23 protein-coding genes and 1 pseudogene are annotated in these 25,163 nt (G+C 40.4%); 16 read left to right on the top strand and 8 right to left on the bottom strand.

Annotated features, from left to right (window positions below; all coding sequences use genetic code 11):
• Positions 1-127: 127 nt before the first annotated feature.
• The gene (gene iolC, locus LXL81_RS26045) at positions 128-1,135 is read right to left on the bottom strand and encodes a 5-dehydro-2-deoxygluconokinase (RefSeq protein ID WP_234650468.1); all 1,008 of its coding nucleotides are present in this window, start codon (positions 1,133-1,135) and stop codon (positions 128-130) included.
• A 59-nt stretch (positions 1,136-1,194) separates the two neighbouring features.
• A complete protein-coding gene (gene iolB / locus LXL81_RS26050; RefSeq protein ID WP_234650471.1) occupies positions 1,195-2,064 on the bottom strand; it encodes a 5-deoxy-glucuronate isomerase in 870 nt (289 codons plus the stop codon).
• A 125-nt stretch (positions 2,065-2,189) separates the two neighbouring features.
• On the opposite strand from iolB, the gene LXL81_RS26055 reads away from it, so the two are divergent.
• The 4 genes from LXL81_RS26055 to LXL81_RS26070 all read left to right on the top strand — a co-directional run bounded on the left by LXL81_RS26055 (position 2,190) and on the right by LXL81_RS26070 (position 4,851).
• Complete coding sequence (locus tag LXL81_RS26055; protein ID WP_234650473.1) at positions 2,190-3,224, top strand: LacI family DNA-binding transcriptional regulator; 1,035 nt, start codon at positions 2,190-2,192, stop codon at positions 3,222-3,224.
• Positions 3,225-3,593: 369 nt separating this feature from the next.
• Complete coding sequence (locus LXL81_RS26060; protein WP_234650475.1) at positions 3,594-3,884, top strand: hypothetical protein; 291 nt, start codon at positions 3,594-3,596, stop codon at positions 3,882-3,884.
• Positions 3,885-3,930: 46 nt separating this feature from the next.
• A complete protein-coding gene (locus LXL81_RS26065; RefSeq protein WP_234650476.1) occupies positions 3,931-4,347 on the top strand; it encodes a DUF2251 domain-containing protein in 417 nt (138 codons plus the stop codon).
• A 54-nt stretch (positions 4,348-4,401) separates the two neighbouring features.
• Complete coding sequence (locus LXL81_RS26070) at positions 4,402-4,851, top strand: hypothetical protein (protein ID WP_234650479.1); 450 nt, start codon at positions 4,402-4,404, stop codon at positions 4,849-4,851.
• 161 nt (positions 4,852-5,012) lie between these two features.
• On the opposite strand, the gene LXL81_RS26075 is transcribed toward LXL81_RS26070, so the two are convergent.
• The 3 genes from LXL81_RS26075 to LXL81_RS26085 all read right to left on the bottom strand — a co-directional run bounded on the left by LXL81_RS26075 (position 5,013) and on the right by LXL81_RS26085 (position 7,494).
• A complete protein-coding gene (locus tag LXL81_RS26075; RefSeq protein WP_234650481.1) occupies positions 5,013-5,609 on the bottom strand; it encodes a hypothetical protein in 597 nt (198 codons plus the stop codon).
• Between the two features lie 5 nt (positions 5,610-5,614).
• The gene (locus tag LXL81_RS26080; RefSeq protein WP_234650484.1) at positions 5,615-6,421 is read right to left on the bottom strand and encodes a metallophosphoesterase; all 807 of its coding nucleotides are present in this window, start codon (positions 6,419-6,421) and stop codon (positions 5,615-5,617) included.
• A gap of 473 nt (positions 6,422-6,894) precedes the next feature.
• Positions 6,895-7,494, bottom strand: coding sequence for a hypothetical protein (locus tag LXL81_RS26085; protein ID WP_234650487.1), 600 nt, complete (start codon positions 7,492-7,494; stop codon positions 6,895-6,897).
• Positions 7,495-7,880: 386 nt separating this feature from the next.
• Here LXL81_RS26085 and LXL81_RS26090 point away from each other — a divergent pair, with 386 nt between their 5' ends.
• The 5 genes and pseudogenes from LXL81_RS26090 to LXL81_RS26110 all read left to right on the top strand — a co-directional run bounded on the left by LXL81_RS26090 (position 7,881) and on the right by LXL81_RS26110 (position 10,156).
• Positions 7,881-8,720, top strand: a complete 840-nt coding sequence (locus LXL81_RS26090) for a class I SAM-dependent methyltransferase (RefSeq protein ID WP_234650488.1) — start codon at positions 7,881-7,883, stop codon at positions 8,718-8,720.
• A gap of 246 nt (positions 8,721-8,966) precedes the next feature.
• A complete protein-coding gene (locus tag LXL81_RS26095) occupies positions 8,967-9,155 on the top strand; it encodes a hypothetical protein (protein WP_234650490.1) in 189 nt (62 codons plus the stop codon).
• Positions 9,156-9,197: 42 nt separating this feature from the next.
• A pseudogene (locus LXL81_RS26100) lies at positions 9,198-9,302 on the top strand (type II toxin-antitoxin system RelE/ParE family toxin); the annotation flags it as partial.
• Positions 9,303-9,626 carry a helix-turn-helix domain-containing protein gene (locus tag LXL81_RS26105; protein ID WP_234650492.1) on the top strand — a complete coding sequence of 108 codons (324 nt, stop codon included), beginning with the start codon at positions 9,303-9,305 and terminating at the stop codon, positions 9,624-9,626.
• A 59-nt stretch (positions 9,627-9,685) separates the two neighbouring features.
• Complete coding sequence (locus LXL81_RS26110; protein WP_234650494.1) at positions 9,686-10,156, top strand: GNAT family N-acetyltransferase; 471 nt, start codon at positions 9,686-9,688, stop codon at positions 10,154-10,156.
• A 63-nt stretch (positions 10,157-10,219) separates the two neighbouring features.
• On the opposite strand, the gene LXL81_RS26115 is transcribed toward LXL81_RS26110, so the two are convergent.
• Complete coding sequence (locus tag LXL81_RS26115) at positions 10,220-11,386, bottom strand: cupin domain-containing protein (protein ID WP_234650496.1); 1,167 nt, start codon at positions 11,384-11,386, stop codon at positions 10,220-10,222.
• Between the two features lie 222 nt (positions 11,387-11,608).
• On the opposite strand from LXL81_RS26115, the gene LXL81_RS26120 reads away from it, so the two are divergent.
• The 4 genes from LXL81_RS26120 to LXL81_RS26135 all read left to right on the top strand — a co-directional run bounded on the left by LXL81_RS26120 (position 11,609) and on the right by LXL81_RS26135 (position 15,524).
• Positions 11,609-12,250 carry a FadR/GntR family transcriptional regulator gene (locus LXL81_RS26120; protein ID WP_234650498.1) on the top strand — a complete coding sequence of 214 codons (642 nt, stop codon included), beginning with the start codon at positions 11,609-11,611 and terminating at the stop codon, positions 12,248-12,250.
• Between the two features lie 297 nt (positions 12,251-12,547).
• Positions 12,548-12,937, top strand: coding sequence for a hypothetical protein (locus LXL81_RS26125; protein ID WP_234650500.1), 390 nt, complete (start codon positions 12,548-12,550; stop codon positions 12,935-12,937).
• 223 nt (positions 12,938-13,160) lie between these two features.
• Positions 13,161-14,084 carry a S1C family serine protease gene (locus LXL81_RS26130; RefSeq protein WP_234650502.1) on the top strand — a complete coding sequence of 308 codons (924 nt, stop codon included), beginning with the start codon at positions 13,161-13,163 and terminating at the stop codon, positions 14,082-14,084.
• Positions 14,085-14,957: 873 nt separating this feature from the next.
• A complete protein-coding gene (locus tag LXL81_RS26135) occupies positions 14,958-15,524 on the top strand; it encodes a cupin domain-containing protein (RefSeq protein ID WP_234650504.1) in 567 nt (188 codons plus the stop codon).
• A 271-nt stretch (positions 15,525-15,795) separates the two neighbouring features.
• On the opposite strand, the gene LXL81_RS26140 is transcribed toward LXL81_RS26135, so the two are convergent.
• Positions 15,796-17,688 (bottom strand): CocE/NonD family hydrolase, encoded by a 1,893-nt coding sequence (locus LXL81_RS26140; protein WP_234650505.1) that lies wholly within the window; start codon positions 17,686-17,688, stop codon positions 15,796-15,798.
• 152 nt (positions 17,689-17,840) lie between these two features.
• A complete protein-coding gene (locus LXL81_RS26145; RefSeq protein WP_234650507.1) occupies positions 17,841-20,486 on the bottom strand; it encodes a c-type cytochrome in 2,646 nt (881 codons plus the stop codon).
• Between the two features lie 364 nt (positions 20,487-20,850).
• Between LXL81_RS26145 and rbsK the strand changes: the two genes are divergently transcribed.
• From rbsK to LXL81_RS26160, 3 genes are all read left to right on the top strand, one after another.
• Positions 20,851-21,747 carry a ribokinase gene (rbsK, locus tag LXL81_RS26150; RefSeq protein WP_234650509.1) on the top strand — a complete coding sequence of 299 codons (897 nt, stop codon included), beginning with the start codon at positions 20,851-20,853 and terminating at the stop codon, positions 21,745-21,747.
• Between the two features lies 1 nt (position 21,748).
• Positions 21,749-22,687: a nucleoside hydrolase gene (locus tag LXL81_RS26155; protein ID WP_234650511.1), complete on the top strand. Its 939-nt coding sequence runs from the start codon at positions 21,749-21,751 to the stop codon at positions 22,685-22,687.
• 135 nt (positions 22,688-22,822) lie between these two features.
• Positions 22,823-25,111 (top strand): NADP-dependent malic enzyme, encoded by a 2,289-nt coding sequence (locus tag LXL81_RS26160; RefSeq protein WP_234650513.1) that lies wholly within the window; start codon positions 22,823-22,825, stop codon positions 25,109-25,111.
• Positions 25,112-25,163: the final 52 nt, after the last annotated feature.

A 25,163-nucleotide genomic window follows, 5' to 3' on the forward strand; every position in this document is an offset into this window, starting at 1 on the left:
GTCTAATAGGTTACACAGAGGTTCACAGAGTTAAAAAGAGGGACACGGAGTTTTTTCTTTTAACTCTGTGCTTAACAAAATAAAACCTCTATGGCTCTCTTTTTACCTCTGTGGTTCTCTGTGTAACCTAAAAACCACCTCGGCTTTCTACGAACTCAGTTACCTCCGCATACGTTGGCATGAAGTTCGCGCAGCCTTCTCTTGTTACGATGATCGCGCCGCAGGCGTTTCCCATTCTTACACTTTTATATAAATCCCATCCATTCAGAATTCCGTAAGAAAAACCGGCGCAGAATGCGTCTCCGGCACCTAATACGTTTAAAACTTCCACCGGAAAACCAGGCACTTTTACTTCTTCTTTTCCGGGTTGGAAAATCGATGCGCCGTCTTTTCCGCGTTTTACAACCAGGGTTTCAACGCCGGATTTTAGGATTTCTTCGATAGCGGTATTGATGTTGCCACGGATTTCAGGCGCTGAAATCTGCTGGTGTTTGATCAAAAGCTGTTCTTTGTCTGTCAGATAGGTGGCCAGAATTTCTTCCTCTGTGCCAACTACCATGGTAAAACTGCTCAAAGCTGCCCGAAGTGTCACCCCAAAAGCGCGGGGATCGTCCCATTGATCGGCACGGAAATCGATATCTAAAAGTGTTTTCAGCTTATGCTTTTTTGCTACTTCCAAGGCGTAAAACATGGAAGTGCGGCTCGGGTCTTTGCTGAATGCAGTTCCGGAAAATGCGACTGCTTTGAATTCTTCAAAAGGAATTGCATTAACGTGGTCGATGGTCAGATTGATATCGGCGCAGTTTTCCCGGTAATAAACCAAGGGGAATTTGTCCGGTGGTTCAATGCCTAAGATTACTGCTGAACTTCTTGTTCCTTCAATCGTTGGTATGTATTCAGTTGCAATTCCCTCTTCATCCAAAAAATGTTTGATGAAATTTCCCACCTGGTCATTCCCGATTCCGGTCAGGATTGCAGTTTTCAGGCCCAGTCGTTGTGCGCCGGTTGCGATGTTCAGCGGACAGCCGCCTACAAACGCGTTGAAGGCACTTATTTTTTCAAACGGACTTCCAATGTTTGCAGAATACAGGTCAATGGAAGAGCGCCCGATGGTTAAAAGATCGTGTTTAGGCATGGAAGAAAATGTTAGCCAGGTTACTTGATACCAGATTTAATTCGTGTTTCCGACGAAAATTATTTTGAATTGTTCATTTCCAAAGTGACGATCGGAAGTCTTGGATCCTGACCTTTCCAGGAATTGTAAATCCAGTCATGATCCGGGTCAGAAGTGTTGGCGAGCGATTGATCGCTCCCAGCCAGAAAGTTTAGATAATAAACATTATAGCCATGCGCCGCCGCTACCGGATGATATCCTTTTGGCACTAAAACAGCTTCATTGTGATGCACACGTACAATCTCATCAAGCGAACGGTCATCCGTATAAACCTGCTGAATGGCGTATCCCTGCGGTTTGTCTATTTTGTAGAAATAAATTTCTTCCAGATTTGCTTCAATCAACGTTCCATCCGCGTCCACTTTGCGTTCGTCATGTTTGTGTGCAGGAAAAGAAGACCAGTTTCCTGACGGCGTATATACCTCTACGCAAACAATTTTATGACAGTCAAAACCTGGTTGTAATAAGCTGTTGATCTGCCGGTTGGCATTGTCTCCGCCGCGAAATTCGATCGCTGCTTCCTCCGGGCGCTTCATGTATAGCGGGTGATCTTCGTCGGTGGCAACCCAGCAAATGGCGATATCTGTTTTATCGGTTTGAGCGGTTAACGTGAATTCAGTATTTCTTGATAAATACATGGCATGACCAATTCCGCTGAAAACATCCTTCCTTCCGTTTCTTGTTTCCCATGTTCCCTCCGCCGTTTCAACTTTAAAATTTCCACCCAATAACGCGATGCAATATTCGTAATCTCCCGTGTTCAGTGTATATTGTTCGTTCAGGTCAAAAACTTTGGCTTCGAAGTTTAAATAAGTCCAGCCGGCTTGTTCGCTTGTTAGCGAATGATACGTTTTTTGATCCGTTTTTGGTTTTACCAGTAGGTCGCTCATCGTTGATTTTCTATTACATTTGCACAATGATAGCGTGGTATAAATTAAATACAAAGTGTAAATATGTTAATAATGTATGCAAACGTTTGAAAAAATTTAAATAATTAATTGTAATTGTCCTACTCATGAATTCCTCTCGCCCGGTTACTATCAAAGACATTGCCCGCCGCTTCCGTTGTTCTCCATCGACAGTTTCCAGAGCGCTCAATGATCATCCGGCAATCAATGAAGACACCCGGAAAAACATTCAGGAATACGCAAAAGAGGTAGGTTATCAGCGTAACGAGGTGTCTTTGAGTTTGTTAAATAAGAAAACAGCGACACTGGGCGTGGTGGTACCAACGATCGGAAATTACTATGAAACTGCTGTCATTGAGGGACTTCACACGATTTTACAGCCATTGGGTTATACGCTCAATATTTGTGTAACAAACGAAAATTATCTGCTTGAAAAGGAATATTTATCAAAATTACTTTCCAACCGTACCGAAGGGATTTTCCTGTCCGTTTCCCAGGAAACCTACGATGCGGGTTATTATGAACATTTGGAAAGTGTGATCCAGAGAAAAACCCCGCTGATTTTTATCGACCGGGAATATGAAGATTTTGAAACAAGCCGGGCGACAGTCGACGATTACCACGGCGCATTTGCGGCCGTTGAGCATTTACTTACCATCGGATACAAAAACATCGCCCATCTGAAAGGTCCAAACGGACTGACGGTTTCCGAACAGCGATTCAAAGGCTATCGGGATTGTTTAAAAAAATATGAGATTCCGATACGTGAGGAATTGATCATCAATACCAACTTCAAGGTTGAAAGCGCCATTGTGCCCACAAAAAGATTGCTGGATCTGGATTTCCCGCCCGATGCGATTTTTGGTGTCAATGACCAGGTGGCGATAGGGGCGATGCGGGTGATCCTTGACCGCGGTCTGAAAATCCCGGGTGACGTTGGTATCGTTGGTTTTGACAATTCTCCAATCTCCGCTTACACCTATCCATCACTCACCACAGTTCATCGCCCCGGCAGAAAGATCGGAATGGAGGCCTCCCGTTTGTTTTTAAACCAGTTGAATGGTTCAGGAGATTTTGTGCATGAGAATATTGTCTTGCCTACGGAGTTGATTATTAGGGAGTCTTCTTTGCGGATTTCGTAATGATGTGATTTATCAATGGTATTCAAGCAAATAGCTCGTTAGAATTCCTTGGGATGTAGGCAACTCAGCTAGACGTCATTCTCAACTAATAGTTATTTTAGTATTATCGAATACAATCTTTTTTAACTCTTGTTTTGTAACAAAACAATCGATAAATTTATAAAAACGCACACTATAAGATATGAATCTATTTACTATTAGAATGCGTCGTGCTGCACTAAGACAGTTATTAAGAGATAGATCAGAATGGATGTCTCAAAAAGAAATAGATAAGATAATTGATCAGATAAATCTATTAACGACGCTTATCGAAATAATGGAAAAGTAAGAAAATAAGTAAACATATCGCTTTGATATTAAAATTTGACTATGGAAACACGAGAAGAATTTAAAGCACATTTACAAGCACTCATTGCTGATACAGATCTTATGATCCAGGATGCGAAATCCTATCTAATCAGCCAAGGTGAGGTTGTTGATCTTACTGATTGGGTTACGATCAAGGAATATTGCAAACGTTTTGATATTAGGAACACTGAAACTGTTACGAATTGGATTAGTCGAGGAATTATTCCTACTGAAAATGTACGTACGATTGAAGAGTTCAATAACACGCGGTTGGTAAAAGCTGTCCAATATCTTGTAAAAGAGCCAAAGTAAGCTCGAAATGACTATATCAAAGTAGTAAATCCAAATTCTATTAAAATTGACCCCACAAACAACCCAAACCTACAAAATCGGCCACGACACCTTTATCCACAGCTTCTCACCAACCCAAAATTTCGGTGTGGCTTTTGAGGATGATATGACGACCGGCGTTTTTTATGCAATCAATAAATCAGAACAGCCGGAAGTTTTGGATGGGCTGCATATTTATAATGTTGCCGATATTACTGAAAAAACATTGCCTACGGAGCTGCAAATCGGTTGGAGCGATGATGGTTGGATTGCTTTTCTGATCATCAATAAACACTATCATGCCATTTTTGATTTCGGCCTCAGAGCCGGATATTGCAGAAATGGTATTCCGGAAAACACCGGAGACTGGGCTTTGGTCAATGAAAGGCAATTGACGGAAGAAGTCATGGCAAAATATCTGGTGCCGGACGAGAAACGCTCCTGAAAATTGCCTGCATTTGCCAGTTTCTTCTTTTAGTCCTGGATTTTACTTTTGAATATGGTGAATCAATATCTCAATATTTCAGATATTAAAAGTTTGGTCGATAAATTTGTGTCAAAAACGCTTCCGGAAGAAGAATGGTCTCATTTTGCGCATCTTACAGTCGGACTTTGGTTTGTCTCAAATCATGGTTTGGAGGAAACATCAGTATTGATGCCAACTTATATTGCGGAGTATAATGAGTCGTTAGGAAAGGAAAATACAGATTTCAGCGGTTACCACGAAACGATTACGCAATTCTGGATATGGCTTTTGGATTGTTATTGGAATGAGGTTCAAAAGGAAAAATCATTGTTAAATGCGGCGAACGGTTTAGCAAATAGTCCTTACGGAGATCCATCCAATTTTCTGAAATTTTACAGTCGTGAGTTGATATTTTCGATTGAAGCAAGAAAGGGATTTGTAAAGCCAGATTTACGGGATCTGGATTTACAGTTGATTGGATAACGTGCCGATTGTAAGTGCTTTTAAGCACGTATTTTTCGAATACTTTGAAAAATTTTGGATAACTCAGGTCTGTGAAGACACAGACCACGGAAGAGCATTTTATTATGCACGTCTGATCAAAGCAATTCCATATCTTGTTAAGGAAGGAAGAGTGGCATGACCTAAAACGCCATTTTAACTCCAAACGATAAATTCACAATATCGGAAAGTTTTAAATAATCAAGATTCTGTACATAGCTGATCATCAGCAAGTCATAACTTCCAAGTTCGTAATAAAACTCAAACTGCTTCCTCCGATTATTAATGATTAAATCCCGCCCTACTTTCCCACCGACGTATGCGCCCGGCCGGAAGGATGTGGCCCACCAATAATATCCTGCGGGATAGTATGACGGCCATTTGGTATCAAACTGTGGTCCAAACGTGTAACTCAAATAGGCGCCAATAGAAAATGGGCGGATATAATAATCGTTTTTAAGATGAATTTTCCAGGGAGAATAAGTCGTTTTTGCGGAAATTGTAATCAAGGCATCACCGCCGAATTTCTTTGGCAGAAAACCAAACAACAGGTCTGTTTCAAGTGTTTTGTTTCGGGATACATAACCTGGTCCGCCGGACAGAAATCCTATATTCCCCGCAAAATGCAATTTTAAATGATCTGGTATAAACCATTTCCGGTTACGCAGACCTGGTTTGTCATTCTGTGCCAAGGCTGCAAGATTAACCAGTAATAATAACGGTAATAATACTTTTTTCATAACGGTTAAAATTCAATACGTTCCACTTTATATCCACCTTTCCAGCTTGTTATGACAAGATATCCACGAGCTCCCATACTCGTTGTGAGATAATATTGGACACCATCATCATAAAATTCACCTTCCTTGAAAGCATGCTGGTGGCCATAAAGTGTAAATTTCAGGTTGGTGTCAGATGCAAGCGCGCCGGTGTAATCTTTTTCCAGATTACGGTCAAAATCGGCGTCAAAAGGCGGAACATGCCCTATGACAATGGTTTCTTTTTTATCCGGGTTGTCGGTCAGCTGCGCTTTGAGCCAGGGAACATTTGGTGTACTGCCATCCAGTCCGTATTCAAGGGAATTTGTATTAATGAATATGAATTTATAGTGGCCGTAGACAAAGGAATAATCTAAAGGGCCAAACATACGGACATATGCGTCAGAACCGTTAGCCACGATATCGTGGTTCCCGATCACGGTCAGATATGGATACCGGAGATTTTGCATGATCTCATTGATCCATTTCAGCTCTTTTGTAATTCCAAAATCCGAGATATCTCCGGCGTGCAGAACAAAGTCAATGTCGCGCTGTTTGTTTGCGCTTTCAACAAATTTTACGGTCTCATCATACCAACGTTGTGTGTCACCCATAAGAATGAACCGAAGTGTATCTTTGACAGGAAGACTTTTGATTTTTTCAATATTTTTTGCATTCAAGTCCCTTTCATCATCTTTCAAAAGAATCTGATTGGGGTTATATTGAAATAATCCGTCGCAGGATGTGAGCAATATCCCGAAAAGAATCATTGTCAGTCGCGGAAAATTTTTCAAAGTTTTAAATTTTAGTTGAGTTTGTATTAAGACTATTAATAGTTAACGGTAATACGGTTTCTATAATTCACAAAAGTTTAACTAATCAAATATGATTGAATTTTCGAACGCCGTCTGATTTTTGTATTAAATTAATATACAGTACTGTTAAGAGAAGTAGAATTTTTACAGCTTCTTGATTTTAAAACACGGCATATTTTGATTTTGGATATTAAATTGTTGGATGTTGTTGTATAAAACAAACATGCCAATCCGGCAGGGATTGTTGCAGAAGTTGAATAATTTGAAGTAAGGAGGATTTGTTTGTACAGAGGAATGGTACAACAAAAGCAATAATTGATACTATAGATGTCGGGTATCAATTTACAAGTTCAAGTCAAAATTCTCTTTATAATTTTTATACTTTGAACAATAAATTTTTAACGATTCTACTGGTATCAGATGAAGTAATTAAAGACTTTGCTGATAAAAAATCAGGAAACCCAGGTATCAAAAACCTTGAAAACTTTCCATCCATTTGAGGTTTTTCGAACAATGATTACATATCCAACGCCGCATTGTGGCCGGCAATCGTAGGTTCCGGTTAATATGCCAAAATCTTTCTTTTCATCAAACTGGATTCTTGAAAATGAAACGCTTATGCGCCAATCGTTTATTCCATCTGTATAAACTTCACTTTCCTCTTCGTGAGATTTTGAGAAATACTTGAAAATATATTTTTTATTATTGTAGACGGGGAAAACAAGTTTGTGTGCAATCTTACTCTTCGGAATTTGAATTTTCAAGTTGTTTGATTTGATGATTAGCTGCAATGATTCTATGTCATTCTGATCAGGAGGATATAAAATCTCTGAAACGGCAACAACGATTTTCTTACGGCGATCTGCCCGGGAAGGTGCCTTATCGATTTGTGTTGAATCAATTTTTTCACGCCTTAAAGCTTCCTGAAAATTCAGATAAATTTCAGGATCTTTATAAATAGCATCAACCATTTCCGGTAACAAAGAAGCAAATATCTGATGTTCAACAACGGAATCGTTATTTTTCTTTTCGCAGCATAGCAGTATTGGCACAAGGCATATAAAAATGCAGAACATTATTTGCTTCAACATAATCAAAGAAATGTGTGAATGAGAAGATATCTCTTGTTAAAGATAGAAGATATGGTATTATTGAACGAGGCCTCTACGGGGGATCGATAATAATTCTACAATCTCAAACCAAAGAAGTGTGGGCTCTTGTTTGAGTTCTGCCAATTCCGGTTTTCTGATATATTTGTTAATTCAAGTAAAAAACTATTTATCAATCCTTTTCTCTTTTCTTCCTTTTAACCACAACAAATTTTCAGATTATTCGATATTAATTTGTTAACTGTTGGTTACTTACATTTCTGACTTGCCATTCATTGTAAAACCATATAATGTCAGTCAGTCATTTACATTCAAAAAATTATAAAGACATGATTGAAAAATTATTTCCCTGGCTTGACAAACTTTTTCGAGATACAGATAGAGAGCATATCAGAAGGACTAAAAATATCAGGCTGATTCCTGATTTTAAAAATAGAAGAGGTGGTAAATTATCCTATGCCGAGTGGGCACATGTGATTGGTATTTTTCAAACGATAATTTATCAAAATCTGAATGAAAAAACTGGCAATAATATTCTGGATATAGGTTGCGGAACTGGCCTATTAGGAATTTCTTCTGAACCTTTTGTATCCGAAGGTGGCGAATATACCGGTATTGATATCATGACAGAGGATGTTGATTTTTGTAAAAGTCATTATAAATCAAGTAATTATAATTTTATTCATCTGGATGTTGCCAATCCAACTTATGCCAGTGATCAGTCGGTCATACTGAAATCCTGGCCAATTCCGGATGCATCACAGGATATGGTGACGGCGCTTTCCGTCTGGACACATATGAGTGAAAAAGATGCGATATTTTATTTTACTGAAATTTACAGAGTTCTGAAAAAAGGCGGGAAAGCGATAATTACCTTTTTTTTGCTGGATGAGGAATATGAAAATTCACTGCCCAAACGGAGCGACCAGCCTGGAAGATATCATTTCACAACACAGAACGGCTGGATTTTTGATTTGTCGGCCTACAATTCAGAAAACTGGTTTACCTTGAAAACGGCCAAACATCCTGAGGATGCTATTGCTATAACAAAAGAAGGTTTGCGTATTCTTCAGGAAAAATCCGGTCTGAAACTGGTTAATTATTATCCGGGAAACTGGAAAGAAATACCGGGTGTTTTCTTTCAGGATATTTTGATTTTTGAGAAATAGAATATTGGAGAAAGTACTTTTCAGATTTACCTTGACTTGGTGCAAGGGAAAATGATTATCGGTTTGGTTTTGAAAATCAGAATCTACGCCAAATTGTTGAAAGTAAGGTAAGCATTCTCCCTTGGAATTCCGGTCATTATGTAGCAGAGCACCTAAAATACTTAGCTATTTCAATTGTTTTCTATATATTCCTTGTTTCCTTATTGAGAAACTTATTCATTTGTTTAAGAATATAAGTACACACCTATGGAAGAGAAGTTTAAAGTTGAATTATTGCCGGATGCTGTTTCTTTTCTTAATAAACTTGACGAGAGGGCAAGGGAAAAAGTGTACTATAACATTAAAAAATCCCAGTTTATGACAAACAGTAATCTTCTCAAAAAGCTTACCGGAAATATTTGGGAATTCAGGACATTATATAATCAGCAAATTTAAAGGCTCTTTGCCTTCTGGGACAAGACAGGTGATCATCAGACGCTTATAATTGTTACTCATGGCATCATTAAGAAAATGCAAAAGACACCATTGAAAGAAATAGAAAAAGCCGAAAATTTAAGGAAACAGTATTTTAATCAAAAATAAATGAAAAAGGAATTAAAAACAGTTTCATTGGACGTCATGATTGACAGACATATAGGTGAACGAGGAACTTCAAATCGTGAAATTTTTGAATCTGAGCTGAAAATAGGACTTTTAGGAGAGGCAATAAAGCAAGCCAGAAAGGAAAGGAATTTAACCCAGGAAGAACTGGGAAAATTGGTTGGTGTTCAAAAAGCTCAGATTTCAAAACTAGAAAATAGTATTACAAATGCGCGTTTTGAAACCATACTTAAAGTGTTCGATGCATTAGGTGCCAGAATAAACTTTAATGTTGAGCTTCTGAATAAGCCTTTTAAATTTTCTTGATAACTCTTTTAAGATAACATTTTCAAAGGCATTTATTGATTGAACAAGCAACTTGACAAATGTCTGAAATAGAAATTCGCCCGGCCAAGCTGTCGGATCTCCCAGCATTACTTCTTTTTGAACAAGGTGTCATCCAGGCCGAGCGGCCATATGACAGTTTGATCAAACCGGATCCGGTATATTATTATGATATTGAAGAAATGATAAAGGCTTCAAATATCGAACTTTTGGTTGCGGAAATTGATGGAGATGTTGTAGGTTCCGGGTATGCACGAATAGAAAATGCCAGGCATTTTTTGAAATATCCGATGCATGCTTATCTGGGATTTATGTATGTGGATCCGTCGCATAGAGGAAAGGGGATTAACCGTAAAATAATTGAAGGACTTAAAGCCTGGGCTATTTCACAGCATATTTCAGAATTAAGACTGGACGTTTACAGCGGGAATTTGCCTGCGATCAATGCCTATGAAAAAGCTGGATTTAAAAAGCAGTTGATCAATATGCATATGGAAATTGGTGAAAAATAAAGTTGTTTATAGAAATCTTCGCTGGCAGAAGTTGTCAGCGAAGATTTTGTAAAGGCCTGTACGTTAGAAAATCCCTTTTTCATGTTTTGTAAGGGACGAAGCCTGATCCGGCGTCAAGCCAAAATGATCCGCCAGCAGTTGGCCGGGATTTGAATTAAGCCAGTCATTTAACGATAATTCTTCGTAAACCGGACTGTTAAAAAGTATGATCAGTTTTAACGTTTCGGTGCCAGTATTTTCGATATAATGTCCATAACCCTGTTTGATAAAGGAAACCATTCCTTTATTGTAAGGCATCGTTTTTACTCTACCATGTGATCCGAAAATACTTACATTTCCTTTTCCACTCATCACATATTGCCATTCATCAGCGTTTGGGTGCCAGTGTAACTCACGAATTGCGCCTGGTTCAATATTCATTCGTAATGCAGTCAGTGTAGTTTGAATTGGAAATTCTTTGGAAGAAACCAGTTTCGTATATCCGCCTTTAAAATCCTGTCTGATTGCATCGCTTTCCATTCTGAATTTGTGAGAAGATCTGCTGACCGGAATATTGGTATTGATATTGGCAGGTTTATTTTCCACGGCAATTTTACCTGTTCCGATATACAATTCTTTCTTTGGCATTTTTGCAAAAGCACTTATCGGCAGGCCTGTATTTTTAGCTAAAATTTCAGGTGAAAGATTATGCAGCCAGTCCGTCACGCTAAATGTCCCGAATTCTGAAAAATGACCACTATCAAAACCAAGCAGGAAATGACAAGGTTTATTGCCAATGCATTGCAAACTATGTCCGTGACCTTTTGGGAAATACCACACATCGCCAACTTCAAAGTCGTCGGTAGATGTGCTTCCGTCCGGAGAAATAACGGTGGTCCTCACTTTCCCTTCCAAAACATAAGCCCATTCCGCTGCGATTGAATGCCAGTGCAATTCCCGGAAACTTCCCGGATTTAATCGCATTGTCACGCCTGCAATACTTTGCGAAACCGGGAATTCTTCCACGGTGGCTTCTTTGGCTGTTCCTCCCGCACTTACATAACCTTCGCTTCCATTTTCGATATCGTAAACAAAATCTTCCAATTCTTCCTTAGGTTTTTCAGTTTTTGATTTCGGTATTGCAGCAACTGCTGTTTCTGCCATTAAAGAACTGATACTAGTAGCAGCGGCAACAAGGCCGGCCGTTGATAATGATGCTGCGGAAAGAAATCCGCGTCTTGTAGTGTCCATAGCTTTTCGTTTTATTACACTACAAACGTATCAAACAAAAGTTTCAGATTCAATCAAACATCATATGTTTTAATAAAACATATGATGTTTTGATGTTTTTCTAATCTGCACTTTTCGATCCCAATTGGGGATTTAATAATAAAACGATGATATAATTACGATCGGACAAGAATTTCTGTTGTAAAACATCGTATGTTTGTTTTCAAATATTCCAAATACGTTATGAAGCTTTACGACAGGATTGTTACACAGATAAAGGAAGACATTGACAATGGAAAATATCAACCGGGAGAAAAGATACCGGCTGAACCGGAGCTAATGAAAATGTATCATGTGGGCCGGTCTACGATAAGGGAAGCTATCAAAACGTTAGCGATTTCCGGAATTCTAAAAGTGCAGCAGGGTTTTGGGACTACCGTTAATAATAGTTTTCAGGCGGTAAGTATGGAGCAGCGACTGCGCCGTGCCGATTTTGATGATATCAATGCAGTGAGGGCATTGATTGAAAAAGAAATTGTTAAACTGGCAACGCAAAATCATACAGAAGAGCAGCTTTTGGTCATCGAAAAAAATCTTGAAAAACGTAAGGCGGCGATACATTCAGAAAAACCTCAGGAATGTGCCGATGCTGATATTGATTTTCATATGGCGATTGCAGAGGCATCGGGCAATATGGTTCTATCTGATCTGTACCATAGTTTTACTTTGATTATGCGCGGTTTCTTTTCAAACAGAGAAGTTCAGGGAATAAGTCATTTTGCAATGAATCATCATTTGCACGAACAACTCTTCAAAGCAATAAAAAGTAAAAAAATAAATCTGTCGCAGCAGGTTCTTCAAAAGATTCTGGATAACAATTATTGATCCAATGAATAGAAATATCTTGCTTGGGCCATAGAAATAACTGTCTTCTAAGCTGTTGCCAATTACTCAGGTCAATTTTCAATCTCTACATTAAATGAATCCTGGTGAATGGAATCCCGGATTAATGCAGATTTAATTGCACTTCTATTCTTATTCGTGGTATAAAATATATTTTCTTTTCAAAATGTGTCTTTCTGGCATAATCTTAGTCTTATGACTACAACCGCGACAGCAAAACGCTTGTTAACAGGTTCTTTATCAACAAAATTAACGTTCATCGTAAAAATATTAAAAATCATGATACACGAAAAAATATTTATCCTGGCCGTAGACAGAGAGGCTAAAATTATTGTCAAAGGAAATGTGGCTAATAATAGCAAACAGATCAATATTGACTTTGAATTTTTAATTAAAGAAAAACACGATAAATATTTCCGATCACCTATCGGCGTGAATCATCCAAAATACTGGAAACTTCAAAGTTTGACACCTGAAAAGGCTCAGTTAATGCAATTGGTATACAGTGGAGTTTCAAAAAAACAGCTTGATACGGCGATCAAAGAATTTAAACAGTTTTTCGGACCAGGATATGTTTTTAGTAACGGTATCAAAATTGAAGAAAGATTAAAAACCCTGAAAGGCATAAGACTAACTGACATAAACAGAAGACTTTTGATGTCAGTTTAAAATAAGCAAACAAATTCATTTCATCAACTGAACAGAAATAAGTCCTTCACGAGCCAAACCTCCTGAGGGACTTATTCATTTCCGGATAAGCCATTTAAATTCATTATTCGAAAAGTTTCGATCTGGCTTTTTGGCATACTGAAATTGTTGTAATGGACACATTGGCACAAAAAAACTACTGGATAAATTTTTGATGTTCAGGTTTGTACTAAAATTTACAGACATGGATACCTTTTCGAGTATGATCATTGGGGCTGTGGATAAAACGAAAAACGCAGTCGTTAAAATAGATGTTTTTAAAACTGATAAAGGAAAACTGCGTCCGGCCGGCTCAGGCTCGGGATTTATTTTCTCTTCGGATGGTTTGATCTTTACCAATTGTCACGTCGTGGATGTTGCGGAAAAGATAATGGTTAGCTTACTGAACAATAATGAAATAGAGGCTGAGCTGATCGGAAAAGATCCGGATACTGATATTGCCATTCTTAAAATATACACGCAGGGATATTCGGTTGCAAAACTTGGAGATGCCAGTCAGTTGCAAATCGGGCAATTTGTGATTGCAATTGGAAATCCATATGGCTATCAGCATACCGTAACCACCGGTGTCGTGAGTGCTTTAGGGCGTTCTCTGCAAACGCAATCGGGAAGATATGTAGACAATGTAATTCAGTCGGATGCGGCGTTGAACCCCGGAAATTCGGGTGGGCCGATGATCAATACCGATGGAGAAGTGGTAGGTGTCAATACCGCAGTAATCCAGGGGGCGCAGGGTTTGAGCTTTTCGGTAGATATTAATACCGCAAAGGAAATTGCCAGACAACTGATCAAGGACGGAAAAGTTTTTAAGGCATATCTGGGTTTGCAGTTGCAGGACGTGCAGATCAATGAAAAAATCCGCCAGCACTATAAACTTTCAAATCATAAAGGAATTTTCGTTACACATATCGAAGCAAACTCTCCTGCATCCCGCTCTCAATTGTTGGAAGGCGATATCATTGTGTCTTTTAATAATAAACCAGTAAGCAGCAGCAACGAACTTTTTAAAGAGCTGACACACCGTGAAGTGCTTTCAGTAGTTGACATTTCAGTAATCCGCCACACCGAATTACTCAACTTCATCATCGTTCCATCAGAAAAAAAGTAGTTGTTTAAACGCAGAGGTATTGGAGTTTTACGCAGAGTTAAAGGAGTAAATTTTTCTCAGCCCAACTCATTTTGAACTCTATATTTTACCCATCACCAGCCCAGCAGAAAAAAAGTAGTTGTTTAAACGCAGAGGTATTGGAGTTATGCGCGGAGTTAAAGGAGTAAATTTTTCTCAGCCCAACTCAGTTTAAACTCTGCATTTTACCCATCACCAGCCCAGCAGAAAAAAAGTAGTTGTTTAAACGCAGAGGTATTGGAGTTATGCGCGGAGTCAGGAGGAGAAAAAATAAACTCTTTCTACTCAGCGTCCAACTCCTAAAACTCTGCGTTTAATTTATTGCTGTCCTAAAAGAAAATATGGTTGTTCAAACGCAGAGGTATTGGAGTTATCCGCAGAGTTAAAGGAGTAAATTTTTCTCTGCCCAACTCATTTTAAACTCTGCATTTTACCCATCACCAGCCCAACAGAAAAAAAGTAGTTGTTCAAACGCAGAGGTATTGGAGTTATGCGCGGAGTTAGTGAGATAAAAAATAAACTCTTTAAACTCAGCGTCCAACTCCTAAACTCTGCGTTTAATTTATTGCTGTCCTAAAAGAAAATATGGTTGTTTAAACGCAGAGGTATTGGAGTTATGCGCGGAGTCAGGAGGACAAAAAAAAACTCTTTCAACTCAGCGTCTCACTCATAAAAACTCTGCGTTTAATAAAATACCGTCACAATAGAAAAAAAACTCTTTTAACTCTGCGCCCAACTCCTAAAACTATGCGTTTAAACAAACACCGTTTGATAACAATTTCGGGTCCTAATTGCTTGATAAGTAATTTGTTGATAATTTTCTTTTATTAAGTAAGCAATTATAAAAGCTCCGTTATGAAAAGGAAATCATTTATTAAATTATCTGTTGGCGTACTTCCGGGTGTTTTGTTTGGAATGAAAGCAGTTGCTGCGGGAAGATTAAAAAAAGGTATTAAAGTTGATATCGGGAAAGACAGGTTTGAAAAAAGTATCAGCTTACTGGAAGGTGATACTTTTTTCACGAAAGTGTCTTCGGAAGATACCAATGGTGATCTGTACATATTCGAGTCAACCCGCGTTAAAAAGGGAGGACCTGCACTTCACCGTCATGACGATCAGGATGAATGGTGGTATGTATTATCCGGGGAATTTTTAATCAGGGTAGGAGATGAGACCTTTACAGCAAAGGTAGGTGATAGTGTTTTTGGTCCGAGAGGTATACCTCACGCTTTCAGTAAAACCAGTGAAGGCGAGGCGAAGTTATTGATGTCGTTTCAACCTGCAGGCAAAATGGAAACTTTTTTTAAGGCGGTGAGTGAAGGTAAGATGGCAAAAATGTCGGAGCAGGAACAAGACAATTTTCGCAAAGCGCACGGTTTTGAAAGAGTTGGCCCACCTATTGACTATATGAAAAAACCTTAATTTGAACGGGTTAAACGCAGAGGAGTGGGAGTTGCACGCTGAGTTACGCAGAGAAAATAAACTTTTTCAACTCCGTAAAACTCACTTACCTCTGGGTTTAAATCCTTTAAACGCAGAGGTAAGAGGAGTTATGCGCTGAGTTACGCAAAGAAAATAAACTTTTTTGACTCAGCGCAAAACATCCAAAACCCAGCGTTACACTTCTAAACAACCAGAAAAATAAACTTATCTAACTCCTTGTGGAACTCCCAAAGCACTGCGTTTAAGTCCTTTATTTTTTCACTATTGGTAATATCATTTTGGATGGATATTGGGAATTATGAAGAATTTTATTATGGGCGATGACGCCTTTAGTTTCGTCAAAATTATTTCTGCCCGTATTCATATTTCTGTCAAAACGAGGAAAATTACTGCTTGAAATTTCCACCCTTACACTATGTCCCGGTTCAAAGAAATTACTAGTTGACATTGGGCTCAACGTTAGCTTGTAAACCTTCCCGTTTTCCATCATAACTTCTTTGTCAAAACCTTCGCGGTAGCGGGCGCGCAGAATTGTTTCGTCCAGATTGAATGCGCGTCCATCAGGATAGACGTCAATCAACTTAACGGTGAAATCTGTGTCTTTTGCATCAGAAGAAACAAAGAGTGTCGTTTCAATTGAGCCGGTCAATTCGACACCATCTTTGAATGGCTCTGTGGTATAAACAAGAATATCCTGGCGTGTTTCCATCTGGTGCTGATCCCAGGAACCACCCTGGATCGCGGTACCGGTACAGCATACATTTCCGCCATAAGAAGGAACAGGGAAAGCCGGATCGTAAGCAAATGCGTCTGGTTTTTCATCTTTTCCTGGTGTTGTTGGAGTTAATTTTCCATCTCCATACAAACTGTTGGCACTTCCTTTACTGGAAAAGTAATAGGTTGTTGGTTCAACATTTGCCGGTGGCCAGGTTTCCGATTGCTGCCATTTGTTCGAACCCATCGTAAAATACTGAACCCGTGGTGTTTTTTTAAGTATACCATTGTCTTCACCTTTCAGCCAGTAGTCAAACCAGCCGTAGATCAGTCCATCGTAATCCAGTCGGGCGTCACCCATACTGCGTTCGCCCACTACCGTATTTTCGGTAGCACGCTTATAGGCACAATGTAGCGTAGGAGAGATCACAAGAAATTGCCCGTCACGCACTTGCTGGTCAACTCCGTTTTTTCTGACATGATTGAAAAGTGCAAGATTTGGTCCGCTTGAAACGTCATACCATGAAACAAACCAATAACTCGGTACGCCGAATGGCATATTGTCATGATATAATCCACCTTTGTACCACTCCGGATCATTCGGTTTTCTGACGATCATTTTTTCATATGTACCCTTTGGTCCGTTCACATTTTGAATAATATCCTGAACCGGTAAATGTTTCAAACCCTGTGCCCAATCTACTTTTGGCATTTCAGGAGCCAGGTCATAAAAGCGCGAAACTCTCTTTAAATCTTCACTGGTAGCCGTTTTAGGGAATATCGGGCGTGCCATATTATCAGTTTCCGTTCCGTAAAGCCAGGTGGTGAAAAGCATTTGCTGGGCACCACCACGGTACCAGTTTCCCTGCTCAACAAACGGGCCAACTTTCCCAACACCTGCTCCAAAACCCATCGGGACCATAGCTGCATGGGAGGGATGATCCAGCGCTGCAACGGCCATCTGCCATTCTGCTGTGGAGGAACAGCCAAGTGTACCAATTTTTCCATTTGACCACGGCTGGGCTGTCATCCAGGAAAAGGCATCATAGCCGTCCGTTGTTGGCGGACCTAATATTTCCCAGTTTCCTTCAGAGAAGAATTTTCCTCTTTCATTTTGAACAACATAGGCATATCCGCGTTTGACTGCGTCCAGTGCATCCTGATAGGTGCGGGGTTTCAGTTCGCCATCTCCCCAGGAATTGAAATTATATGGTGTTTTTGAAAAAATGATAGGTACTTTTTTATCTGTTTTAGGACGGTAAACATCGGTTGCCAGTCTGACGCCATCGCGCATCGGCATCATGATCTTCTGCTCAATGATTGCAATCTCCTGTAATTTTTTCAGGACATCTTCCTGAGCAAAAAGTGAAGCTGAAGAAATGAGAAACGATAAAACAAAACTTAATAATGAAGTAATCTTATTTTTCATAGAAGGATAGTTAAGTAATTGGAAGTGAGTTTGAAGCTAGCAATATTTTGTGAAAAACTGAATTTGAATGGACAGTTTTTTAAATCAACCTAAAAACAAAAAAGCAGATTCCCGGGAATCTGCTTTTTTGACAAGTAAAAAATTGAAACTGATTATTTCTTCTGCTGGGAAAGGAAAGTGATCAGCGAGGCAAATTCTTCATAAGACAATGCACTGGCAAGTCCGGTCGGCATCATGGAATCTTCGAGCTCCTTACGGGAAACAATGTCTGATGTTTTGATGGTATAAAGTTGTCCGGTAATATCCCTCATAACAACTTTTGCCGCAGATTCCTGCGTGATGAAACCCATGTAAGTTTTATCACCTTTCGCCGTAATCACCACAGAGGCAAATCCTTGTGAGATGGATGCATTTGGTTTAAGAATAGATTCTGCAATCTGCTCACGGTTCATTATCGATCCGATCTGGCCCATAAACGGCCCTTTCATCGTTTCACCTTTTGTTAAACTATGGCAGGCAACGCAGCCTTGTCTGGTGAATAAAGTCTTTCCTAATGCAGGATCTCCGTTTATTTTTGCCATTGCCAACATCACATCTTCAATCGAAGATTCACCAACCTGGCCTTTTTTATTTCTGATTTTATCAAGATCAACTTTTACTTCTTCTTTGGCAGCCGCAATTTCTTCTCCGCCGAATTCAGTAATTTCCATACGGTTCCTGGCATTCAAATCGGCAAAAAATTGTTTTCCTGCCGCATCTGATTTATTCCATTCTCCTGTCAAAAAAGTTTTGATTTCAGGAGAAGATTCCCAGGTAACAGCTTTGTAATAAGGTCCGTGTGAATCCGGTCGCGTGCTCCACCACCATGAACCGTCATAGTCTGCTTCCTTTTTGTATAACCTACCCAAAGTAACGAGGATCTGTTTTTTCAATTCAGGATCACTTGATTTTTTGTAAGCAGCAATCAGTCCGTCGACCGCTTTTGGATCATGCATATAACGCAATGCCCAAAGTGCAATAGTCGAATTTTCTGTTCCGATCGCTTTTACCGATGCGTCGACAGCATTCAATTTAATCAGCGAGCGAACAGCAATATGCGGCAAAATAATTGGCGAGTTGGGCGTCGCATGCGGTCCTTCCACATCTTTTGCCGGTGCAACAAATGAGGCAGGAACCTTAACCTGAAGCAAAGCTTCAGCCGCTTCAATCCGTCCCAAACGGCCAAGTCCGATGGTAGCAGCAAGCTGTACGCGCGGATTAGTATCCTTCATTCCGGCAAGAAATAATTCTGTCGGAACGTTTTTAAGATTTCCTTTGCGATCCGTTAAAGCGCGTAAAACGTATTCTTTCACATCATTTTCAGAAGCGAGCTTAACAAGATTAGCCACTCCGCTTTCGCCTGCAATTTGTTCGTAGGCATATATTCCGGCTACACGCGTGTATAGCGGTAAAGATTTATCAGAAGCGAGTTTCCATGCAGTCTCCGTTGCTTGTTTGGCCGGACGAGTGATCAATTCCTGCTGTGCGTCAAGACGAGCCGTTGCACTTCCGGATTTCAAAATTGTTACCAGTTCTTTAATGGATAGTTTTTTAACCTCTGGGAAAGCTTTGTATTTCCAGTTTTTTGGAACTGCGCGAACAACAAATCCTTTTGAAGGGCTGCCTGAATATCCCGCCCCATCCCAGGCAGCAAGGTATAGTCGCCCGGAAGCATCCACGTCTAAATCGGTAATCTGCGACAACTTTATAAAATCTTCTTCTTTTTGCGTGTAAGTAGCTCCGTCAGGTGTAACCCGGTGGATATATGCCTGGCTTCTTCCCCAGTCGGCCATCATCGGTACGTGGTTGTATTTTGCAGGCCAGGTATCTTCGTCCATGTATAATGAACCTGTTCCTGAACCGCCGCCAAGATCAATCAGTGCCGGAATGATTTCATCCGTATGATGCTGAAAAAGAACAGGATATCCATATTCTCCGGACTGGATCTGGTTGCTGAAACGGATATTCCAGCCGCCACCGTCATTGGTATTGTCGCGTGTGAAGATATTCATGTACGGATCAATAGCGACGTCATAAATATTACGCATACCATGTGTGTAAATTTCCATTTCAGTGCCGTCAGGGCGTACGCGAACAATACCGCCACCCAGCATAGTCAACTTTTTGCCTGAACGGTCAATCGCATTATGAAAACCAAAATCACCAACTGCGATGTAAATCCAGCCGTCAATGCCCATCCGGATTCCATTCGTGGCGTGGTCTGTACCGCGGCTTTGGAGGAATTTCGGGTTACTGATATGTTCAATCAAAGGTTTTGACGGGCCGTCAGCCACGCCATCTTTATTTTTATCTTCAAAAACAACAAGATCCATTCCTGTTGCCAGGCCATTTTCCTTTGAAAAAACAGTGTGAAGTACATACACTTTATCGCCCATCGCGATAATTCCGCGTGGATCATCTGCCATAGCGAAGATGGTATGTTTGTCTACTTTACCATCGTTATCACTGTCAACTAGTTTGACGATACTGCCTTTTCCCGGATCTTTTCCAAGCGATCCGATCATATCAACACCGACATAAACTTCTCCTGTGGAAGCCACCGCAAGACAGGCAGGACTGGGTGTAAGATCTGGTCCGGTAAAGTTGGTAAGAACCAGCTCACTCGGCCAGCTTGATGCGTTGGGTAAGGAATCAATACGCGTTTGCGAAGTTTTCCGGGGTTCGGTATTCTCATGCAGCGGATTGTACCAGGCAAACATAAGAAAGGCGGAAAACAGACTTAAAGTAATTTTCAACATAATGAAACAGGGTATTCGGGAATAGTTTGAAAAGAAAAAAGAATGTTAATATTAAAAGCATTAGTCACCGATAATTACTGTCGAAGTTGTGTCTTTACAACACATTTAGCGATAATCAGTAAATGTGACCGAATTTAGAAAAGAAATCGTTCCTGTTCAACGGATTTTGGTTTTAAGTACAAATGCAGTTGTAAGTATATGCTGATTTTCCCTGGCGGCAGAGTTTCCAATTTTTGGAAACATTATCATTTTAATTCAGGAAAAACATAGTGCAAGAGCTGATTGTTTATTCTAATCAATAACTTAGCTTTTTGGTTTGAAACCGAAATATTGTTAGAAGTGATTGATCAGAAAATAAATTGATATGTCTGCCAGAATACTTGTTATTGGGAGTTCGAATACCGACATGGTGATTAAAACCAAAGACTTTCCCCAGCCCGGGCAAACGGTTTTGGGGCAGACTTTTTTGATGAATCCGGGCGGGAAAGGAGCAAATCAGGCGGTGGCTGCGGCTCGTCTGGGTGCTGAGGTGCGCTTTGTTGCAAAGGTTGGAAAGGATATTTTTGGTAAAGAAGCGTTGGAAGGCTTTAAAAAAGAAGGTTTAATAACTGAAAATATCCTTCAGACTGCCGATTTTCCATCCGGCGTGGCATCCATTATAGTGAATGAAAAAGGTGAAAATCAGATTGTGGTCGCTTCGGGTGCCAATATGAATTTAAAACCTTCGGATTTGCGGGATGATATTTTTGATGAAGTTGATCTTGTTTTACTGCAACTTGAAATTCCGCTGGATACCATTCAATATATCATCACAAAATGTAATAATCTGAATATCAAAGTAATACTCAATCCGGCTCCGGCTGTAAAACTTGATGACGAATTGTTAAACGGCCTTTATCTGATTACGCCAAACGAAACGGAAACCCGGCTTTTAACCGGAATCCTGCCAGACTCTCCGGAATCCACGAAGGAAGCGGCACTTTTTTTCCGGAATAAAGGAATAGAAAATGTCATTATCACTTTGGGCAAAAACGGTGTTTACCTTTTTAATAAAGAATATTCGGAAATAATACCTGCTGTCGAGGTAGTACCGGTGGACACAACGGCGGCCGGGGATATTTTCAACGGAGCCTTAGTAACCGCCCTGGCAGAAGGGAAAAACTGGATTGATGCCTGCCAATTTGCATGCAAAGCCTCAGCCATTTCGGTTACCCGGATGGGTGCACAAAGTTCTGCTCCTTATCAACATGAATTAAATTAAAATGAAAAAAATACCAGTAATAATAGATTGCGATCCAGGCCTTGACGATGCCCTGATGCTTATGCTGGCTTTCGGAAGCGGCAGATTTGATGTAAAAGCCATAACGACTTCGGCCGGGAACCAGACCCAGGATAAGACGCTTTTCAATGCCTTGCGACTTATATCTTTGATGAAAGTGAACGTTCCGGTTTACCGGGGATGTGAAAAACCCTTGCTTCGTGAATTACTGGTTTCAGATCATGTGCATGGCGAAAGTGGTCTGGATGGAGCCGTGTTTCCTGATCCTGTTTCGGAAGCTGAAAGTATCCTGGCTGTTGAAGGCATCGCCAATATTCTGAGGGAAAGTCAGGAGAAAATCACCATCGTTCCCACGGGTCCGCTGACTAATATCGCAGCTTTTCTATTGGCCTTTCCTAATCTGAAAGACAAAATTGAACGAATTTCTTTGATGGGCGGTGGGATTTTTCGTGGGAATATGACGCCGTTAGCTGAATTTAACATTTACGCTGATCCGGAAGCAGCAGCAATCGTTTTTGACTCAGGAGTACCAATTACGATGTGCGGCCTGGATGTTACGCATAATGCTGTGGTCTTTCAGCAGGATATCGAAACTTTCAGAGCTATTGGTAATAAATCAGGTATAGCGGCAGCGGGTTTGCTGGAATTCTTCTCCATTTTTTACAGAGAGAACCGGCTTGAACTGGAAGGCGGAGCGGCACTGCATGATCCGTGTGCGATAGCCTGGCTGATGAACCCGGAAATATTTAAATCAAAACCATGTTACGTAGCTGTTGAAACTATGGGAAAACTCACAAGCGGAGCAACCGTGGTGGATTATTACAATGTGCTGCAAAAAGAGCCAAACGCCGAAGTTGTTTATGATATTGATCGTGAGAAATATATAGAAATGCTTGCCGATGCAATTAAAAATCTGCCGTGATTGGTAGATCGGTTTAAGTATTTGATGGATTATTGGTAAAACAATGAACCGGCAACAGGTATTCATTGTAAAGTGTGATACTTTTGCGCAATCAAAAGAATCAATGATTCTGAGAAGTGAATTGAAATTTATTTTATGAAGGAGCAATTAAGAAAAGAACAGGCACTGGATTATCATGCCAAAGGAAGACCCGGGAAAATTGAAGTTATTCCAACAAAAGATGCGAAAACCCAGCGTGATTTGTCTCTGGCGTACTCTCCCGGGGTGGCTGAACCCTGTAAAGAAATTTTCAGAGATGTAGAGGAAGTATATAAATACACTGCCAAAGGAAATCTCGTTGGCGTGATCACAAACGGAACCGCGGTACTTGGTCTGGGAAATATCGGAGCGGAAGCCAGCAAACCGGTAATGGAAGGTAAAGGGGTTTTATTCAAGATTTTTTCTGATATCGATGTTTTTGATATTGAAATAAACGAAACGGATCCTGACAAATTTATTCAGATCGTGTTGGCTCTGGAACCTACGTTTGGCGGAATCAATCTCGAAGATATCAAAGCGCCTGAGTGTTTTTATATTGAAAAACAATTAAGGCAGAAAATGAAAATTCCGGTCATGCATGATGACCAGCATGGCACCGCCATCATCAGCAGCGCGGCATTGCTTAATGCATTGGAGTTACAGAAAAAAACGATTGAAACGGCAAAATTTGTCATTAGTGGGGCAGGAGCGGCAGCCATGTCCTGTGTACTTTTGTATACATCATTGGGAGCAAAACCTGAGAATTTTATCTTATTTGACAAAGATGGCGTGCTTCATGCTTCCCGGACGGATCTTGGTGAGGACAGAATACCGTATACCATTTCAGCAAATGCTGACATGACACTCGCGTCTGCTATGAAAAATGCAGATGTATTTTTAGGTCTGAGTGTGGGAAATGTGGTGACGCCGGATATGATCAAAAGCATGGCTAATAATCCGATTGTTTTTGCAATGGCAAATCCGGATCCGGAAATTTCTTATGAAGCCGCAACCGGTGCAAGAAACGACGTGATTATGGCAACGGGCAGAAGCGACTACCCAAATCAGGTTAATAATGTACTTGGTTTTCCGTTTATTTTTCGTGGAGCGCTTGATGTAAGGGCAACGCAGATCAATGAAGCTATGAAACTGGCAGCCGTAAAAGCGCTGGCAGATCTGGCGAAAAGTGCTGTGCCGGATATTGTGAATCTGGCATACAATGAGAAGACGATTTCTTTTGGTAAAGATTATATCATTCCAAAACCGCTTGACCCGCGGTTACTTGCAACGGTTGCACCGGCGGTAGCACTTGCAGCGATGGAAAGTGGCGTGGCAAAAAAGCATATTCTGGATTGGGAGGCGTATAAGGAGGAATTGAATCACCGCCTTGGTCTGGATAATCAGTTACTTCGTGTGATAGGAAATAAAGCCCGTCTGGATCCGCGCAGAGTTGTTTTTGCAGATGCTGACAATTGGAAAGTATTGAAAGCGGCCCAAATTCTTTTTGATGAAAAAGCAGCTTTCCCGATTCTTTTAGGCGAGGAAGATAAGATAAAGTCACTGGCAGTAGTCAATGGAATTGATTTGGACGGTATGATTATCGTTGATCCAAGAAGTGATGCGCAGGCGGAAAACAGAAAGAGATATTCAAAACTTTATTTTGACAAACGTCAGCGTAAAGGAATTAATGAATATGAAGCGGAAAAAGCGATGACAGACCGGAATTATTTTGGCTGTATGATGGTAGAAACCGGTGACGCGGATGCCATGATTTCGGGTCTAACCAAAAACTATCCGGATACGATCCGTCCTGCCCTTCAAATAATCGGGACGGAAGATGGTGTGAAAAAGATTGCGGGTATGTACCTTTTGATAACAAAAAAAGGTCCGTTATTTCTTGCCGATACTACGGTCAACTTCAACCCGACAGCGGAAGAGGTGGCCGATATTACAGCACTGGCAGCAAGAGAAGTTCAAAATTTTAACCTGACTCCCCGTATTGCGCTGTTAAGTTATTCCAACTTCGGGAGCAGCGATTCTCCGGAGGCTAAAATTATGTCGGATGCCAGAAAGCTGATTAAAAAGCGAATGCCATCACTTATTGTGGATGGTGAAATGCAGGCAAGTGTTGCACTAAATCCGAAAAACCTGCAGGATAGTTATCCTTTTAGTGAACTTGTAAACCAGGATGTGAATACACTTATATTCCCGAACTTGGCCGCTGGTAATATTGCATATAACTTAATGAAGGAAGTAGGAAATGCCGATGCGATTGGCCCGATTTTGTTAGGCCTGAAAAAACCGGTACATGTGCTTCAATTAGGTAGTTCTGTTCGTAGTATTTATAACATGGCTCTTGTAGCTGTGATTGATGCACAAATGAAAAGTAAGGCAAAGGATATATAAGCAACGGAATTTTGAAAATCGTGATTAAATCCTGTCTCAACTTGTCTGGGGC

It is taken from the genome of Dyadobacter sp. CY356, from assembly GCF_021440195.1.
In the GTDB taxonomy this organism is placed as follows: domain Bacteria; phylum Bacteroidota; class Bacteroidia; order Cytophagales; family Spirosomataceae; genus Dyadobacter.